Source organism: Microvirga arvi, from assembly GCF_016892765.1.
Taxonomy (GTDB): Bacteria; Pseudomonadota; Alphaproteobacteria; order Rhizobiales; family Beijerinckiaceae; genus Microvirga; species Microvirga arvi.
This window is the reverse complement of the sequence record NZ_JAFEMD010000061.1, coordinates 1-14,249: the sequence shown is the minus strand read 5'-3', so window position 1 is coordinate 14,249 and position 14,249 is coordinate 1. Positions and strand designations below refer to the sequence as shown.

Sequence of the window (14,249 nt, the reverse complement as noted above, 5' to 3'; positions counted from 1 at the left end):
AAAGGTTGCCAAATGAACCAGGCGAAGGTTTTATGCGTCGGAGTCGCGGTTCTCGACAACATTTTCGCAGTTGAGCAAATCCCGCGCGAGCCGACTAAGGTATTTGCCAAGAGCTTCGGCCTGACAGGAGGAGGGCCTGCAGCGAATGGGGCTGTGACCGCGGCTCGGCTCGGTGGGGCCGCCAGCCTTTGGGCGCGGGTCGGTGACGACGCCGTCGGCCAGATCATCGTCGGCGAGCTGGCGGGTTGCGGCGTCGATGTCAGCCTCGTTCGCCGGATTCCCGGGGGGCGATCCGGGGTCTCCTCCGTCCTCATCGACAGCGAAGGGGATCGATTCATCACCGCTTTCGCGGACCGGACGCTTCAGACGGACCCTTCCTGGCTCCCTCTCGAGACCATCCGGGACTATGACGTGGTCCTCTGCGATGTGCGCTGGCCCGCAGCCTCGCAGGTGGTCTTGCAGGCGGCGCGGGACCAGGGTGTCACCACCGTGCTCGATGCGGATCTGACGAGCGACGATGCCGTCGAGCGGCTGATCGGCTTCGCCGATTACAGCATCTTCTCCGCTCCGGCGCTCGAGCGGCTGAGCGGGACGCCGGATTTCGCGGCGGCTCTCCGTATTGTGCAGGAACAAACCTCCGGAATTGTGGGTGTCACTCTCGGCGAAGAGGGTTTTGCTTGGCTCGCCGAGGGGGAACTTCGTGCCTGTCCGGCCTTCCGCGTCGCGACCGTAGACACCTTGGCGGCGGGCGATGTGTTTCACGGCGCCTTCGCTCTTGCGGTTGGTGAGGGGCTTGCCACGGCGGATGCCGGACGGCTCGCCTCCGCAGCGGCGGCATTGAAATGCACGCGCTGGGGCGGACGTGCCGGGATCCCAAACCGCACCGAGGTCGAGCAGTTCATGGCATCCTCCTCTCAACCAGTCGCCTCAGAAACCCCGATCAAGATCACCTAGCTGTCAGCTAGCAATGAAGGATGCTCACATGGAAATCTCCGCCGGAAAGCTTCGTGGCTTGCGCCGCCTCGCCGATAAGGAGGGCCGGTTCAAAATGGTGGCCGTCGATCAGCGTCCGCCGATGTTGAAGGCCCTTGGGGAGAAGTTGGCGCCGCGAACCCCTGGCTATGACGACCTCGCGGTTGCGAAGTCCGTCCTGACCCGCCACCTCGGCCCGCTGGGCTCTGCCATCCTGATCGATCCGGATTACGGCTTCAGCCGCGCCGAGCCCGACATCCCATCCGACCGAGGCCTGCTCATCACCCTTGAGGATTTCCAGTTTGACGAAACGCCCGGTGGCCGCAAGACTCGTCTGCCGCCGGACTGGAGCGTCGCGAAGATCAAGCGGATGGGAGCCGATGGCGTGAAGCTGCTGCTTTGGTACCGCCCCGACGCAGACCCGGAGGTGGTCCGTCACCAGCAGGACTTCGTTCGCTCAGTCGGCGAGGAGTGCACCCGCTACGACATCGCCTTTCTGCTGGAACTCCTCGTATATCCATTCGCTGGAGGGAAGGATCATACGACCGACTATATCGAGCACAAGGACAAGCGTCCGGAGCTTGTCCTGCAAAGTATCCGGGACTTCGCCGATGCTAGCTACGGGGTCGATATCTATAAGCTGGAGAGTCCCGTTCCGGCCGCAGCGTTGCCGGATCCGGACCAGGACGGCCCCGATACTCGCGCAGCCCAAGATCTCTTCAACGAGATCGGCACGATCATCGACAAGCCCTGGGTCATGTTGAGTGCCGGTGCCGGCATGGACGAATTTCGGCGGGTCCTTGGCTTTGCCTACCGAGCCGGCGCCAACGGCTATCTGGCCGGTCGGGCAATCTGGTGGAAGGCCTTCGGGCATTTCCCGGATGAGGCGGCGGTCGAGCGGAAACTGACGGGAGAATCAGCCAGCTACATGCAGGAGATCAACGATCTTACGGACCGTCGCGCGAGACCCTGGACTCAGGCGCCCGCCATGGCGCAAGGGATCAAGGTTGCTGCTGCGGGACACGGGTTCCCTCAGGATTATGCTGATCTAACGGTTCGATAGGGCAGGAACGACGTTTGGTTTGCCACGGCCGATCAGCCGGGCTGGGTCAATTGGGAGAACAGGTCGTCATGATGCCGGATTTGAAGAACAAGCGGGTGCTGGTCACCGGGTCAAGCACAGGAATCGGGGCTGCAGTCGCGGCGGCATTCGCCGAGCACGGGGCGCAGGTCATCGTCCACTACAATGCCAGTGCCAAGGAGGCCCATGCTCTTGTCGAAGGGATCGGCAAGGCGGGAGGGCAGGCCTCGGCCCTCGGGGGTGATGTGAGCTCGACCGCTGGGGCTATAAAGTTGGTTCGGGAGGCCGCCGACCGCCTGGGCGGGCTCGACATCCTGGTCAACAATGCCGGGGCACTGGTCCGCCGCGTGCCCGCGATGGAGATCGACGATGCGCTTTATGACCAAGTGCTCGACCTGAATGTTCGCTCCGTCGTGATGGCATCACAGGCTGCTATGCCCTACCTCAAGGAAGCGGGCGGCGGCGCCATCATCAACACGAGTTCGATCGCGGCCCGAAACGGCGGAGGCCCTGGCGCTCTTCTATATGCGGGCTCGAAGGCTTTCGTGTCCAACCTCACGCGCAACATGGCGAAGGAATTCGCAGGCGATGGCATTCGTGTGAACGCGGTCGCTCCAGGTGTGATCATGACGCCGTTCCATGAGCGGTTCTCGACCCCCGAGATGCTTGAAGCAATGCGCAAGACGATCCCCATGGCTCGCCTCGGCGGACCTGTGGATTGCGTCGGTGCCTACCTGTTCCTGGCATCGAGCCAGATGAGCGGTTACATCACCGGGCAGACCATCGAAGTTAACGGCGGCCAGTATATGCCTTAGAGCATCGGACCTTCACGCTCACGTTATAGCTGGGAGCAGGCGAAGCTTCAAAGCTACAACAGAACCCAAAACTAGAGCGGCAGGTTGCGCAGGGCCGAGATGGCTTTCATCACGCCTCGAAGTTCGGCAAGACCACGCAAGCGACCTATCGCCGGATAGCCCGGATGAGTGGGCTTGCCCACGTCGTCGAGAAGCTCGTGGCCATGATCGGGGCGCATGGGGATGCGCCAATGCGCGTCTCCGGCATCCTTGCGGCGCTTCTGCTCCTCCAGGAGCACAGTCACCAGAGCCACCATGTCGGTATCGCCACCGAGGTGATCCGCTTCCATGAAAGAGCCATCCTGTTCCTTGGCCACGTTGCGCAGGTGGGCAAACCAGATCCGGTCCGCGAACCGCTTGGCGATGGCGGGCACGTCGTTAACGGGATTGGCGCCAAGCGATCCGCTGCAGAGAGTAAGCCCGTTTGCAGGCGAGTCGACTGCCCCGAGGATGAACCCGATGTCGTCCGCATTGGACACGATTCGCGGCAGGCCCATGAGGGGACGCGGCGGATCATCGGGATGGATGCACATCCGGACGCCGACTTCCTCCGCCGTCGGGATCACCTCGCGCAGGAAGCGGGCCAGGTTCTCACGAAGCGCGTTGGCGTCGACGTCCCGATAGCGGTCGAGCATGACGCGCAGACCGGGGATGTCGTAGCGGTCATAGGCACCCGGCAGCCCGGCCATGATGTTCGACAGAAGCTGGCGCCGGTCCGCTTCCGAGGAGCGGTCGTACCACTCTCTTGCCTTCGTCAAGACTTCGGACGAGTGATCCGCCTCCGCGTTGGGGCGCTCCAGCATGAAGCAGTCGAAGGCGGCGAATTCGTGTGCGTTGAAGCGCAGGGCCGTGCCGCCGCCGGGGAGAGGATAGGCGAGTTCGGTCCGCGTCCAGTCTACAACCGGCATGAAGTTGTAGCATACGGTGGTGACGCCGCATTGGGCCAGATTGCGTAGCGACTGCCGGTAGTTGTCGAACAGAGGCGTCAGGTCGCCTTCGCCTATCTTGATGTTTTCGTGGATTGGCAGGCTCTCGACCACGCTCCAGCGCAGACCCAGCGACGTATCAGCCGCGATGAACGCCTTCCGCTGTTCGATCTCGTCGGCGCTCCAGACGACGCCGTAGGGTATATGGTGCAGTGCTGTCACAATGCCCGTCGCGCCGGTCTGACGGATATGGGACAACTTGATGACATCTTCAGGACCGAACCAGCGCCAGGTCTGTTCCATGGTAATAACCTCGATGGAGAGCCGGTCTTATGCGCCGGTGTAGGTGTTGAATTCCGCCGCAGCACCATGGGCCAGAAGGGATGATGCGGAAAGGAGAGCAATAGACATTAACTTTCGAGCTCAAACATCGTTGAGGATCAGATCAGGACTCATTCGCATCAATGCAGTCGCAGTTCCAACAACTATCGAAAGGTGTTCACGAAGGGTATTTTCGGCATTGTCAGGGTCTCGTGCCTCCACTGCCGAAAGGATCATGCGGTGTTGTTCAATTAAGTGATCAACGGGCGTAACGTTTGGGAGGCTGAGGAAGCGAATGCGATCAAATTGTGCTTTTTGGTTCTCTACAACCGACCAGATGTCCCCATACCCGACACCATTCGCGAAGGTGCGGTGGAACATGTCGTCCGCAGTCGTAAATCGTTCTGGATCTAAACGAGCATTCTCTTGATCGGCTATCGCGCGCTTTGCTTTTTCCAGCACAGCTTCTGACACACCGTGTTCGGCCGCTTCGCGAATGATCGCCAGTTCAAGTGCGCTCCTTACGAAGCGTGCACGCCGTACCGCCTGAAGCGAGATCCGCGCGACGTAGGTTCCGCGTTGTGGCCGAACCTCGATCAGACCATCCTCCACCAAGCGAACAATGGCCTCGCGGACGGGCGTCCGGCTTGTTCCAAAACGCAGGCCAAGTTCCTTCTCTGACAACCGCTCACCCGGTTGTAGCCGCATACGGATGATATCGGTTCGAAGCGTCAGGTAGATTGTTTCTACATCCGCAGGCGTAGGCACAGTGCACCAGGGCAGATTCTGCTTAAGCGGCATCATCCCTCCGTTTAGTTCTAGACTGCAGCTCTTGACACCTGTTCGACCTTGTATACAAGTATACGAAGGTGCTGTCGACCTTTTCCTTTATGAGCGTGGGTTTGATACGCCAGCGTGCCATGAATAAAGCTGCGCTATAAATACTGGGAGGATCTCGAATGAAGTTTCTGAGTAGCGCCTTGCGCGCTCTAACAGTCTCCGCCTGCCTGATTGGGTTTGTAGGATCGGCGAGCGCAGACGAAGTCGTACCAACAAACAGCCCGCGCGTGCAGGCTATCCAGAAGGCCGGCGTCTTCCGCGTCGGTGTGCTCGCGAATCCACCATGGCTGGTCGAAAATACCAGCGGAGGCGGCGAACAGTGGTCGGGTCCAGGTTGGACTCTTGCAAAAGAGTACGCTCGATTGCTTGGGGCGAAACTCCAGCCCGTCCCAGTGTCGCATGAGACGAAGGTGCCAGTGCTGGCGTCAAACCAAGTGGACATGACCGTGTCGCCGCTCTCGGTCACACCGGAGCGGCTCAAGGTCATCGACTTCGTTACATACGCATCCACCAGTCTCTGCGTTTTTGGCCGAGCCGACAACCCGAAGGTCGCCAATGCCAAAAGCATTGATGACTTCAACAAAGAAGGCGTGGTGGTGGCCTATTATACGGGCGGCGGCGAGGAGCATTGGGTGAAGACCCGCTTCCCGAATGCTACGCTGCGTGGTGTCTCAACCGCAGGCACTGCAGCCCCCGTCGAGGAAATCATGGCAAAGCGTGCAGACATCACGCCGATCAATCGGATCCCGTGGGTCGCACTCAATAAAAAGGTCAAGGGGCTGAAGGCGCTCCCGGAAGGGAATAACTGTCAAGACAGTAAGGAAATGGGAACCGACATCGGTTCAGCCATCGACAAGAATCAGCCCGAGTTCCTCGCTTGGCTGAATGCTGTCCGCGACCGGATGCAGAAGCAGCTAGCGACTGAAGAAGCGCAAATGGTTGAAAAGATGTGAGGCCGCAGTCGGCCGCCTATAGCAGGCGGCCGACTCCTCGCACATAGCGCGAGCAATCACCAGAGACACGACCATGGATTTTGATTTCTCGCCTCTGCTTGATAGCTGGCGGTTTCTCGCTTCCGGTTTAGGGTTGACGATCCTACTCTCGATCGCCGCTGTTATTACCAGCTTTGTGCTCGGTCTAGCAGTCGCGCTTGGCCGTCTCTATGGCCCTGCCTGGCTGAGGGCGATGCTCGTATTCTACATCGATTCAATGCGAGCCATCCCGGTATTTGTCGTACTCGTCTGGATTTACTTCGCGGTCCCCATCATCTCAGGTTACACATTTGCACCATTCTGGGCTGCCCTTACCGGCATCACCATCCACGTGGCTGCTTACGTGGCAGAGATCATACGCGCTGGCCTGACATCCATTCGCAAAGGACAGATCCAAGCAGGCTTGGCGATCGGGATGTCCACCCCGCAGATTTTGCGCCATATCCTGTTGCCACAAGCCATCGTGCGTATGTTGCCTGCGTTCGGCTCGGTTATATCGGTCACGATTAAGGATACGGCGATCGCAGCGGTCATCGCCGTCCCGGAACTGATGCGTCAAGCCGAGACTGTGGCAGGGCAAACCTATCGGCCGATCGAGATCTTCACCACCGTCATGGTGATATATTTTCTCATAATCTTCCCAATCACACGCCTCGTCGACCGGTTCTACATTCGCGTCGCATATCTAGGTCGGTCATGAATCTCGATTGGTCCATCGTATGGCAAAGCCGTTGGCTTCTGCTGGAAGGTGCGGGCGTCACCATCTTGCTCACAGCATTAACGATGCTGATCGCAGTACCAGGTGGCATCGTTCTTGCTCTTATGCGTGGGTCGCGATTCAAGCCTGTCGCACTGTTCGCGACCGGATTTGTTGAGCTGTTCCGAAACGTACCACTGCTCCTACTTGTCTACTGGGCATTCTATGTCATGCCGGTGCTTACCGGGTTGGGGCTCTCGCCTTTTGCTACTGGTCTTGTCGCACTTTGTCTCAACGTCTCCGCCTACAATTCCGAGACATTTCGTTCAGGCATCAATTCGATCCGTAAGGGACAAACGGAAGCCGGGCTCGCTCTTGGGATGAGCAAGGGTGAGGTCTTCCGCCAGATCATCCTACCGCAGGCTTGGCGTCGAGTGCTGCCAATCCTCGCCAGCACTTGGGTTTCACTCTTCAAAGACACTTCGCTTGTCTCGGTTATCGCCGTCGGTGAACTGGCCCATACGGCAATGCAGATCCGTTCACAGAGCTTTCGTGTTCTGGAAATGCTGACCGCGATGGCTGCGATTTATTGGCTGATGGGCTATCCCCAAGCGAAGATCGTTGACTGGATCCACAGAAAGTATGGAGTGCGGGAATGACCGCTTTTGCCCGCAAGAATGCCGACAAGCCGCCGATGCTGATCTATGACAAGGTGCGCAAAAACTATGGAGACTTCACCGCGCTTGATGGCGTATCAATGCACGTCAACTCCGGCGAAGTCGTCTGCCTGATTGGGCCCTCAGGCTCCGGGAAATCTACCCTTCTGCGTTGCACCAATGCTTTAGAAACAATTGATGATGGCGAAATACGCTTCGAAGGCAAGCCACTGCCAAAAAGCGACACCGAAACGCGCAAGGTCCGTCAGCGCATGGGGATGGTTTTTCAGAGCTTTGAGCTATTCCCACACAAAACAGCGCTGGAGAACGTCGCAATCGGTCTGACAACGGTCAGGAAAATGGATGCGGATGAGGCGCACAAGCGTGCCATGGCTCTGCTCGCGAAGGTTGGCCTCGCCGACAAGACCGCAAATTACCCCGCCAATCTCTCAGGTGGTCAGCAGCAGCGCGTCGCCATCGCTCGCGCCTTAGCGATGGAGCCACATGTCATGCTTTTCGATGAGCCGACTTCGGCGCTCGATCCTGAGACTGTGGGTGAGGTTCTCAATGTCATGCGAAATCTTGCGGACGAAGGCATGACGATGATCGTCGTCACGCATGAGATGAGCTTCGCACGTCGAGTAGCCAATTGGGTTGTGGTGTTCGAGCGTGGGCAACTGCTGGAACAGGGTCCACCTCAGCAGATCTTCGAGGCTCCGACCACTGAGAGAACGCGAGAATTTCTAAGTCACCTCGGCTGGAACGGTTAACGATCACAGCGAAATCGATGGTGCAACACCTCCACTTTGGCACACCAAGGTCATTGGGGGCGCTCACTCCATCAGTACCGGTTCTGTGGCAAACTCGATTTTCACTTGATTATACTGGCAGGCTGCCGGTGGTGGTCTCGATGCTCAACTCCTACTCGGGCTGGGCGGCGGCCGCGATCGGCTTCACGCTGGGCAACGACCTTCTGATCGTCGCCGGTGCCCTGGTCGGCTCCTCGGGTGCCATCCTGAGCTACATCATGTGCAAGGCGATGAACCGCTCCTTCATCTCGGTGATCCTCGGCGGCTTTGGCGCCACCACCGGGCCGGTGATGGCGATTGCCGGCGAGCAGGTCGCCATCGATGCCGACGGGGTGGCCACCGCCCTGGAGGAGGCTGACAGCATCGTGATCGTGCCGGGCTACGGCATGGCGGTGGCGCAGGCGCAGCAGTCGGTCTCGGAGCTGACGCGCCGCCTGCGCGCCAAGGGCAAGGACGTGCGCTTTGCCATCCATCCGGTGGCCGGCCGGCTGCCGGGCCATATGAACGTGCTGCTCGCCGAGGCCAAGGTGCCCTACGACATCGTACTCGAGATGGACGAGATCAACGAGGACTTTGCTGAGACCGACGTGGTGATCGTCATCGGCTCGAACGACATCGTCAACCCGGCCGCCCAGGAAGATCCGAACAGCCCGATCGCCGGCATGCCGGTGCTTGAGGTGTGGAAGGCCAAGCAGGTGTTCGTCTCAAACCGCGGGCAGGGGACCGGCTACTCCGGGATCGAGAACCCGCTGTTCTACAAGGACAACACCCGCATGTTCTACGGCGATGCCAAAGCCAGCATCGATCGGCTCGTCCAGGCCATATGAGGTGCTTGGGCGGGCAGGATGTCTTCGCGATGAGCAGTGCCATCACCTCAACGCCTGCAACCGAGCTGCCTTCGCGACAAAGCTACGTGATCGGAAGCATGCGCCTAGCGCAGCCCATTTATGAGGCGTGCTGCATTGCAAAGAGGCGCGATGCGGTCGATATCAGCAGCGGCTGATTTCAACGCGGCACCGCTTTCTTCCTCCCGGCGCTGCCGTGTCGGCCGTTCCCTCTGGAAGGTTTTGACTGTTTTGTCCGACCTCGACTTTATGCCGGGCCTTTGGCCCGGCTTTTTTCTTGTGCGGTTGTTCCCTGTCGCGGAAGCCTCGTAACAAAAGACTGAGGGCCAAGCACCTACACTTCGGTCGCACGGCTCACAAATGGCCGCGTGCGTGGCAGGCCGGAGCGTGACTTCCATGCGCCAAGCGCGGGGGTGCCCCGCGCAAAGGCACGCGCTCAGTTCACGCAACTTTCAGCAGTACCGAGTAAACCTGCTGGCTCACCAGAGAGCGTGAAGCCCCATGCTCTCGCCAAGATCCTCCAAGCACCCATGAGCCCTCCTCCTTCCGTCTCCGCTGTCGCGGATTGTCCATCCCTTGCCGAGGGCGTTACTGCGCGTTCAAGCGCGAGGAGCAGCGCTCCTGCCAAGGACGCGACCTTCGCCGCCATCGGCCTGGCTCTTCTTTCAACGGTCTTCTTCGCCATGGGGGATGTTGCCGCCAAGGTCCTGACGGATACGCTGCCTGCCATCCAAGTCACCTGGCTGCGCTACATCGTCTTCTGCCTGGTGGTCGTTCCAGCTGTCCTCATCGCACGCGGGGCGAGGGCAATGCACACGCCGCGCCTGCGCCTCCAGATTATCCGGGCGCTGGCTGTAGCCGGCTCATCCGTCCTCTTCATCTTGGGACTGGGACACCTCCAGGTGGCCGAGGCGACGGCGATCAACTTCATCTCGCCGATCTTCATCACCGCCCTTTCAATCCCGCTTCTCGGCGAGAAAGTCGGCATCCGGCGCTGGGCCGCGGCGGCCGTGGGTTTTCTGGGCGTGATGCTCGTGGTTCAGCCCGGCGGCTCAGCCTTCCAAATGGCCGCCCTGCTGCCGATTGGCGCGGCGCTTTCCTGGGCCATAGCCGCCATCGCCACCCGCCTGATGAATTCGGAACGGCCCGAGACGACCCTGGCATGGTCGGCTGTGGTGGGGCTGATTGCCCTGACAGCCTTTGTGCCGTTCCACTGGCGCACCCCCACAGCCGGGGAGATCGGCGTGGCCATGCTGATGGGCAGCTTCTCGACTGTGGGCCACTGGCTCATCATCCTGGCCTACCGCAAGGCCGCAGCGTCCACCATCGCCCCGTTCTCCTACGTCCAGCTCCTGTTCGCCGGGCTGCTCGGCTTTGGCGTGTTCGGCACCATCCCTGGAGCCATGACCCTCGTTGGCGGAGCCGTCATTGCGGCGAGCGGCCTCTACACGGCCCATCGTGAACGCATCAGGGCCCGGGAGGCGAGGCTTGCCGCGGCCGGGATCCGTCGCCCTTGAACTGGAACTCACGGCCGCGAAGGCTGTGATTGCGAGGTTTGATGCGGAGGAACGCTGGGCGCATGGAGCAGGCCAGCGCTGCGGTCCGACGAGGTGTCCAGGAGGGCAGTACATCCGTGCCCAGTCCGGGGCTCGTCGACGGCTGTCGGTATAAGGCAGCCGAGTGAGCGTGAGCTGAGGTGCCGAACGGCACAAGCAGCACGGCAGCTTGGCGTAGCGGTGGACTACCAAAATTTGATCTGAAACGCCCCGGCCAAGGCGCTGTCTACAAACCTCGACCAGGGCGCTCGTGTGCCAAGGGAATGACCCACACTTGGCAAGTAGGTCTATCCCGCGCATCGTCAACGATGTTCGTGTGAGCGGCTTGCGTCTCAACCCCTCAGGCGATCAGGCTCTCTGCTGCTCGTCGCCGGCGGGGGAGAGCCTGTCCAGGCACAGGATGAACGTCACCACGAACCCGACGGTGAGAGTGGCAACGGCAGGAGCAACACACAGACGCAGCATCGGGCCCAAGAACCGCGGAAGAACGGGCGCATTGATGCCGACAGCAAACGGCCGATCAAGCAGGTCTCGATCAGCAGCCGGAGTTCACACTGGGCTGAGACTTTCATGCATCACGTCACATCACGAGGTCATGATGATGGAGCCAGGGAACCAATGTTCTCACGCTGAGATGCTGTACCGTGCTCGGGTCGCACCCCTCACCAGCGCTGCCGGGCCTAGCTCGATCCCCAGGTTGTGCTAACGGCATCACCTTTGTCCCACAGCACCATTCAATCCGTTGGAATGACCGATTCTCAGATCTTCGCCTTCATGGTGATGCCGTTCCTGTTCGTCCTGACCTGCAGCATGGTGTTCGTCAGCAGTCGGAACGCGAAATCGCAGGAACCCGCAGATCCGCCGAAGCCTGTGACCCGGCCGAACTCCTACGCGCGCAAGCCCCACCGGCAAAGGAGGGCAGCCAAACAAGCTGATGCGGCCGAGGATTAGCCCCATCCGCAGCGCTCGCCTGAGCCCGGATGTGTCCAGCTCTCAATTGCGGCCGGCGCCGTCCGTGGGAAGGCTCATGGGCCGTGTGTCCCCAGGGCTACAGACACCAGAAGGCAAATCGGGCAGATGAATTCCGGCCGGGCGGCTCGTTTGCGCCCCGCTTTGCCAATTTCCAGAACCAGCTACATTTCCTGAAGGTCTTCAACATGCGTCAGACAGAAGTCACAGCGCCTGCCTTTTCTCCCGTGCCGGCCCCGACGTTCACGGCGGCCACTCTCCGATTTATTGTCTCGCTGGGTGCCTTGATCGGCGTCAGCCTCCTGCTGGCCAGCCTCTGAGAGCACATCTCCTGCTGCCTGTGCTCTTTGCGGTACAGCCACCACCCCGTTCCTCAGGCATTCTGGTCTGGTCCATGATGGAGCGGCTGGGGGCTGGTCCTCCCTGGAACTCAAGCGCCTCTGCGATGCGGGGCGCTTCTCTTTGCCGAGAGTGTGGACGGCCGCCTGAAGCAACTTCTGCTTTCTCTCTCAAGGTTGTGCCCTAGGTTTGTGGGCAGGGCGAACACCCGCCACCATCTTTGAGAGAGGCCCGCCGCGTGCCCATACAGCGCCTGTTCGTCATTGCTCCGTCTCTGGCCCGCCTGATCCGGAAGGAGAGGGAAGGCGAGCGCGTGCGGGAGGGCTATTTCGCCGACCAGCCGCAGCGCAGCACTTTCGTCCAGATCGGGGAGGCCCGCAGCAGCCTGATCCTTGAGGCTGGGGGTGACGGGGCGTCCGAGGAGCGAGCAGACCTGCCTCTGGCCCATGCGCAGGCCCTGCTTGCCGTCAGCCAGGGTCAGGTGGAATACCTGCGCACGACCCTCTCCATTGGCTCGCGCGAGATCCAGGCGCTTCATGTCGTCAGGCCCGGCCCCCTCGATCTAGTCGCAGTAGCCACTCCATCGGAGGACGAGCACGACTTGCCTCTGCTGACATGGTTCGGGCCGGAGGTCAGCTCCGAGCCTGCCTATCAGCGTCGGCGTCTGGCCCTTGATGGCGCTCCGGACACACCGGAAGCTGAGCTCACGAACGTGGCTCTCAGCAGCCTGCTCGATCTGCTGGAAGACCGGGTCACCACTTGGCCTGTTCACGGGCGAGGCGTGGAATCGGCCAAACCAGCGGCTGGTGTCTCTCCAGGCTCGGAACCTCCTGTTCCTCCCCCCGAGGTCGAGGCGGATAAGGAGATCGACGATCTCGGCATTGAGGATGCAGTCATCCGCGAACTGGCCCGCTCTCTGCAGCCGCGACAACGCTGACGGATTGGGGAATGTCCGCTAGGGTCGGCGGTGTAGTCGACTTCTTGTCACAGTCGCTCATTCGCACCGTGAAGCCTGGTTAGACAGCTCCTGAAAGCATAGCTAAAGGGGCGCTGTGCGCCGGCCGTGTCCGACCCGCTGCCAGAGAAGGGAATGAGATGTCCGACTGTTTGCACTGCCAGATCAATCAACTCGTGCAGGAGCGCTTCGAGCGCAGCGACACCGATCTCGTCGAGATGGCGTCCATAATGGTCGAGAGCCTTGCCGATCTGATCCTGCTCGCGCCTGAGAGCGATCGATCCAACTTGATGGCGCATGCGCTTTCCGCCTTCGGGCAGATCCTTCTGGAAAAGGGCGGCGCAATCGACGGCAACTCCAACGCCACACATTAAGGGCCAGCATACCGTCTACTGCTGGTTCAGCCAGGCAGATCCTCATAACAGCGAGTGTCTGACCATCTTGGCGAGGAGACACGCGTCCATAGCCCGGATCCGCCTCAAGCGCGTCGGCAACCAAGAGATCAGCCGTTAACCCTTTGCTGACCATAACCGACTCTTGCCGGTTCATGCTCTGAACAGCTGCCACAATCGGCCGTTAACCACGCGGATGTGTTGAGTGAGGTTGCGTACATGACACCGATCCTGTCCCTGTGGACCTGCCCTGAGCCGGCGAAGACATCAGCCCCGAAGACCCTGTACCAGCGTGTTCTCGTCGTTGAGGACGAGTTGATCATCGGCGAGATTGCGGCTGAAGCCTTGGCGGATGCAGGCTACGAGGTGTTTACGGCAGCCAGCGCTGAGGAGGCTGAGATCATTTTGCGGGATGTATCGGTGGATGTTTTGTTCACCGACATCAATCTGGGCGGGCAAGACGGCTTTGGGCTGGCGCAAGCCGCCTTGTTTCTTCAGCCACTCCTGTCGGTTGTCTTTAGCTCAGGCCGCTCCCGGATCGGCCACGGCCTGTGCGAATCGGCAGGAGTGCCTTTTCTCGCCAAGCCTTATCGGCTTACGGAACTGGTGGAGACGGTTGAGCACGCCTTGAGAGGCGCCGCGACACAATGAACGGCCTTACCAGAAATTTTCCTCGTCGATCTCGGCTCGGGTCCGTCAGGGGGCGGGTTCCCGCCCTCCTACTGATGGTGATCGCATCGCCAACGGCAGTTGAACCTGTTTCAACTCGCCGATTCTCTCGCTCAATCTGGATCTTTTCCATTCAGAACTGCTGGTCGCCGCACACGGATGAGGCCTTGCATTCAGGCCGCTAATAACCCGTCAGCTCATCGGCTTTGGACGGGTGCGGCGCGGGTTGTCCTAGAACCCTCGACATGATTGTCCCTAGGGTCACAGGATCGTTGTCGAATCCACCATGCGACCGAGACGCCGTCTTACCACCGCTGCCCGTCGAGTAAGCGATCTCGAGTTTCGCGTGGGAGGGCATCGCCTGCCCATAGGTCTG

The 14,249-nt window shown here is 60.4% G+C and carries 15 protein-coding genes and 2 pseudogenes; 14 read left to right on the top strand and 3 right to left on the bottom strand.

The window, feature by feature from the left end:
- Positions 1-12 precede the first annotated feature (12 nt).
- The 3 genes from ILT44_RS24860 to ILT44_RS24850 all read left to right on the top strand — a co-directional run bounded on the left by ILT44_RS24860 (position 13) and on the right by ILT44_RS24850 (position 2,868).
- Positions 13-954: a PfkB family carbohydrate kinase gene (locus tag ILT44_RS24860; protein WP_204242296.1), complete on the top strand. Its 942-nt coding sequence runs from the start codon at positions 13-15 to the stop codon at positions 952-954.
- 28 nt (positions 955-982) lie between these two features.
- Positions 983-2,035, top strand: coding sequence for a tagatose 1,6-diphosphate aldolase (locus ILT44_RS24855; RefSeq protein ID WP_204242295.1), 1,053 nt, complete (start codon positions 983-985; stop codon positions 2,033-2,035).
- Positions 2,036-2,103: 68 nt separating this feature from the next.
- Positions 2,104-2,868, top strand: a complete 765-nt coding sequence (locus tag ILT44_RS24850; protein ID WP_204242294.1) for an SDR family NAD(P)-dependent oxidoreductase — start codon at positions 2,104-2,106, stop codon at positions 2,866-2,868.
- A 71-nt stretch (positions 2,869-2,939) separates the two neighbouring features.
- Here the strand turns inward: ILT44_RS24850 and uxuA are convergent, their stop codons facing one another.
- A complete protein-coding gene (gene uxuA, locus ILT44_RS24845) occupies positions 2,940-4,136 on the bottom strand; it encodes a mannonate dehydratase (protein ID WP_204242293.1) in 1,197 nt (398 codons plus the stop codon).
- Between the two features lie 120 nt (positions 4,137-4,256).
- Positions 4,257-4,955: a GntR family transcriptional regulator gene (locus ILT44_RS24840; RefSeq protein ID WP_204242292.1), complete on the bottom strand. Its 699-nt coding sequence runs from the start codon at positions 4,953-4,955 to the stop codon at positions 4,257-4,259.
- Between the two features lie 158 nt (positions 4,956-5,113).
- On the opposite strand from ILT44_RS24840, the gene ILT44_RS24835 reads away from it, so the two are divergent.
- The 11 genes and pseudogenes from ILT44_RS24835 to ILT44_RS24790 all read left to right on the top strand — a co-directional run bounded on the left by ILT44_RS24835 (position 5,114) and on the right by ILT44_RS24790 (position 13,855).
- Positions 5,114-5,947 carry a substrate-binding periplasmic protein gene (locus ILT44_RS24835; protein WP_204242291.1) on the top strand — a complete coding sequence of 278 codons (834 nt, stop codon included), beginning with the start codon at positions 5,114-5,116 and terminating at the stop codon, positions 5,945-5,947.
- A gap of 73 nt (positions 5,948-6,020) precedes the next feature.
- Positions 6,021-6,686: an amino acid ABC transporter permease gene (locus tag ILT44_RS24830; RefSeq protein ID WP_147023206.1), complete on the top strand. Its 666-nt coding sequence runs from the start codon at positions 6,021-6,023 to the stop codon at positions 6,684-6,686.
- Positions 6,683-7,342: an amino acid ABC transporter permease gene (locus ILT44_RS24825; protein WP_204242290.1), complete on the top strand. Its 660-nt coding sequence runs from the start codon at positions 6,683-6,685 to the stop codon at positions 7,340-7,342. Before ILT44_RS24830 ends, ILT44_RS24825 begins: the two co-directional genes overlap by 4 nt.
- 35 nt (positions 7,343-7,377) lie before the next feature.
- Positions 7,378-8,109 (top strand): amino acid ABC transporter ATP-binding protein, encoded by a 732-nt coding sequence (locus ILT44_RS24820; RefSeq protein ID WP_204242310.1) that lies wholly within the window; start codon positions 7,378-7,380, stop codon positions 8,107-8,109.
- 122 nt (positions 8,110-8,231) lie between these two features.
- A pseudogene (locus ILT44_RS24815) lies at positions 8,232-8,975 on the top strand (NAD(P)(+) transhydrogenase (Re/Si-specific) subunit beta); the annotation flags it as partial.
- 548 nt (positions 8,976-9,523) lie between these two features.
- Positions 9,524-10,510 (top strand): DMT family transporter, encoded by a 987-nt coding sequence (locus tag ILT44_RS24810; protein WP_204242288.1) that lies wholly within the window; start codon positions 9,524-9,526, stop codon positions 10,508-10,510.
- A gap of 786 nt (positions 10,511-11,296) precedes the next feature.
- Positions 11,297-11,500 (top strand): hypothetical protein, encoded by a 204-nt coding sequence (locus ILT44_RS24805; RefSeq protein WP_204242287.1) that lies wholly within the window; start codon positions 11,297-11,299, stop codon positions 11,498-11,500.
- 206 nt (positions 11,501-11,706) lie between these two features.
- The gene (locus tag ILT44_RS31530) at positions 11,707-11,838 is read left to right on the top strand and encodes a hypothetical protein (RefSeq protein ID WP_255549898.1); all 132 of its coding nucleotides are present in this window, start codon (positions 11,707-11,709) and stop codon (positions 11,836-11,838) included.
- 257 nt (positions 11,839-12,095) lie between these two features.
- The gene (locus ILT44_RS24800) at positions 12,096-12,794 is read left to right on the top strand and encodes a CYTH domain-containing protein (RefSeq protein ID WP_204242286.1); all 699 of its coding nucleotides are present in this window, start codon (positions 12,096-12,098) and stop codon (positions 12,792-12,794) included.
- Positions 12,795-12,952: 158 nt separating this feature from the next.
- Positions 12,953-13,186 carry a hypothetical protein gene (locus ILT44_RS24795; protein ID WP_204242285.1) on the top strand — a complete coding sequence of 78 codons (234 nt, stop codon included), beginning with the start codon at positions 12,953-12,955 and terminating at the stop codon, positions 13,184-13,186.
- A 237-nt stretch (positions 13,187-13,423) separates the two neighbouring features.
- Positions 13,424-13,855, top strand: coding sequence for a response regulator (locus tag ILT44_RS24790; protein ID WP_204242284.1), 432 nt, complete (start codon positions 13,424-13,426; stop codon positions 13,853-13,855).
- A 199-nt stretch (positions 13,856-14,054) separates the two neighbouring features.
- On the opposite strand, the pseudogene ILT44_RS24785 reads toward ILT44_RS24790, so the two are convergent.
- Positions 14,055-14,249: pseudogene (locus tag ILT44_RS24785) on the bottom strand (C1 family peptidase); the annotation flags it as partial.

Bases quoted from the DNA above. Each gene is read 5' to 3' on its own strand.
- ILT44_RS24860 (WP_204242296.1), top strand. From the start codon at position 13: ATGAACCAGGCGAAGGTTTTATGCGTCGGAGTCGCGGTTCTCGACAAC.
- ILT44_RS24855 (WP_204242295.1), top strand. From the start codon at position 983: ATGGAAATCTCCGCCGGAAAGCTTCGTGGCTTGCGCCGCCTCGCCGAT.
- ILT44_RS24850 (WP_204242294.1), top strand. From the start codon at position 2,104: ATGATGCCGGATTTGAAGAACAAGCGGGTGCTGGTCACCGGGTCAAGC.
- uxuA (WP_204242293.1), bottom strand. From the start codon at position 4,136: ATGGAACAGACCTGGCGCTGGTTCGGTCCTGAAGATGTCATCAAGTTG.
- ILT44_RS24840 (WP_204242292.1), bottom strand. From the start codon at position 4,955: ATGCCGCTTAAGCAGAATCTGCCCTGGTGCACTGTGCCTACGCCTGCG.
- ILT44_RS24835 (WP_204242291.1), top strand. From the start codon at position 5,114: ATGAAGTTTCTGAGTAGCGCCTTGCGCGCTCTAACAGTCTCCGCCTGC.
- ILT44_RS24830 (WP_147023206.1), top strand. From the start codon at position 6,021: ATGGATTTTGATTTCTCGCCTCTGCTTGATAGCTGGCGGTTTCTCGCT.
- ILT44_RS24825 (WP_204242290.1), top strand. From the start codon at position 6,683: ATGAATCTCGATTGGTCCATCGTATGGCAAAGCCGTTGGCTTCTGCTG.
- ILT44_RS24820 (WP_204242310.1), top strand. From the start codon at position 7,378: ATGCTGATCTATGACAAGGTGCGCAAAAACTATGGAGACTTCACCGCG.
- ILT44_RS24810 (WP_204242288.1), top strand. From the start codon at position 9,524: ATGAGCCCTCCTCCTTCCGTCTCCGCTGTCGCGGATTGTCCATCCCTT.
- ILT44_RS24805 (WP_204242287.1), top strand. From the start codon at position 11,297: ATGACCGATTCTCAGATCTTCGCCTTCATGGTGATGCCGTTCCTGTTC.
- ILT44_RS31530 (WP_255549898.1), top strand. From the start codon at position 11,707: ATGCGTCAGACAGAAGTCACAGCGCCTGCCTTTTCTCCCGTGCCGGCC.
- ILT44_RS24795 (WP_204242285.1), top strand. From the start codon at position 12,953: ATGTCCGACTGTTTGCACTGCCAGATCAATCAACTCGTGCAGGAGCGC.
- ILT44_RS24790 (WP_204242284.1), top strand. From the start codon at position 13,424: ATGACACCGATCCTGTCCCTGTGGACCTGCCCTGAGCCGGCGAAGACA.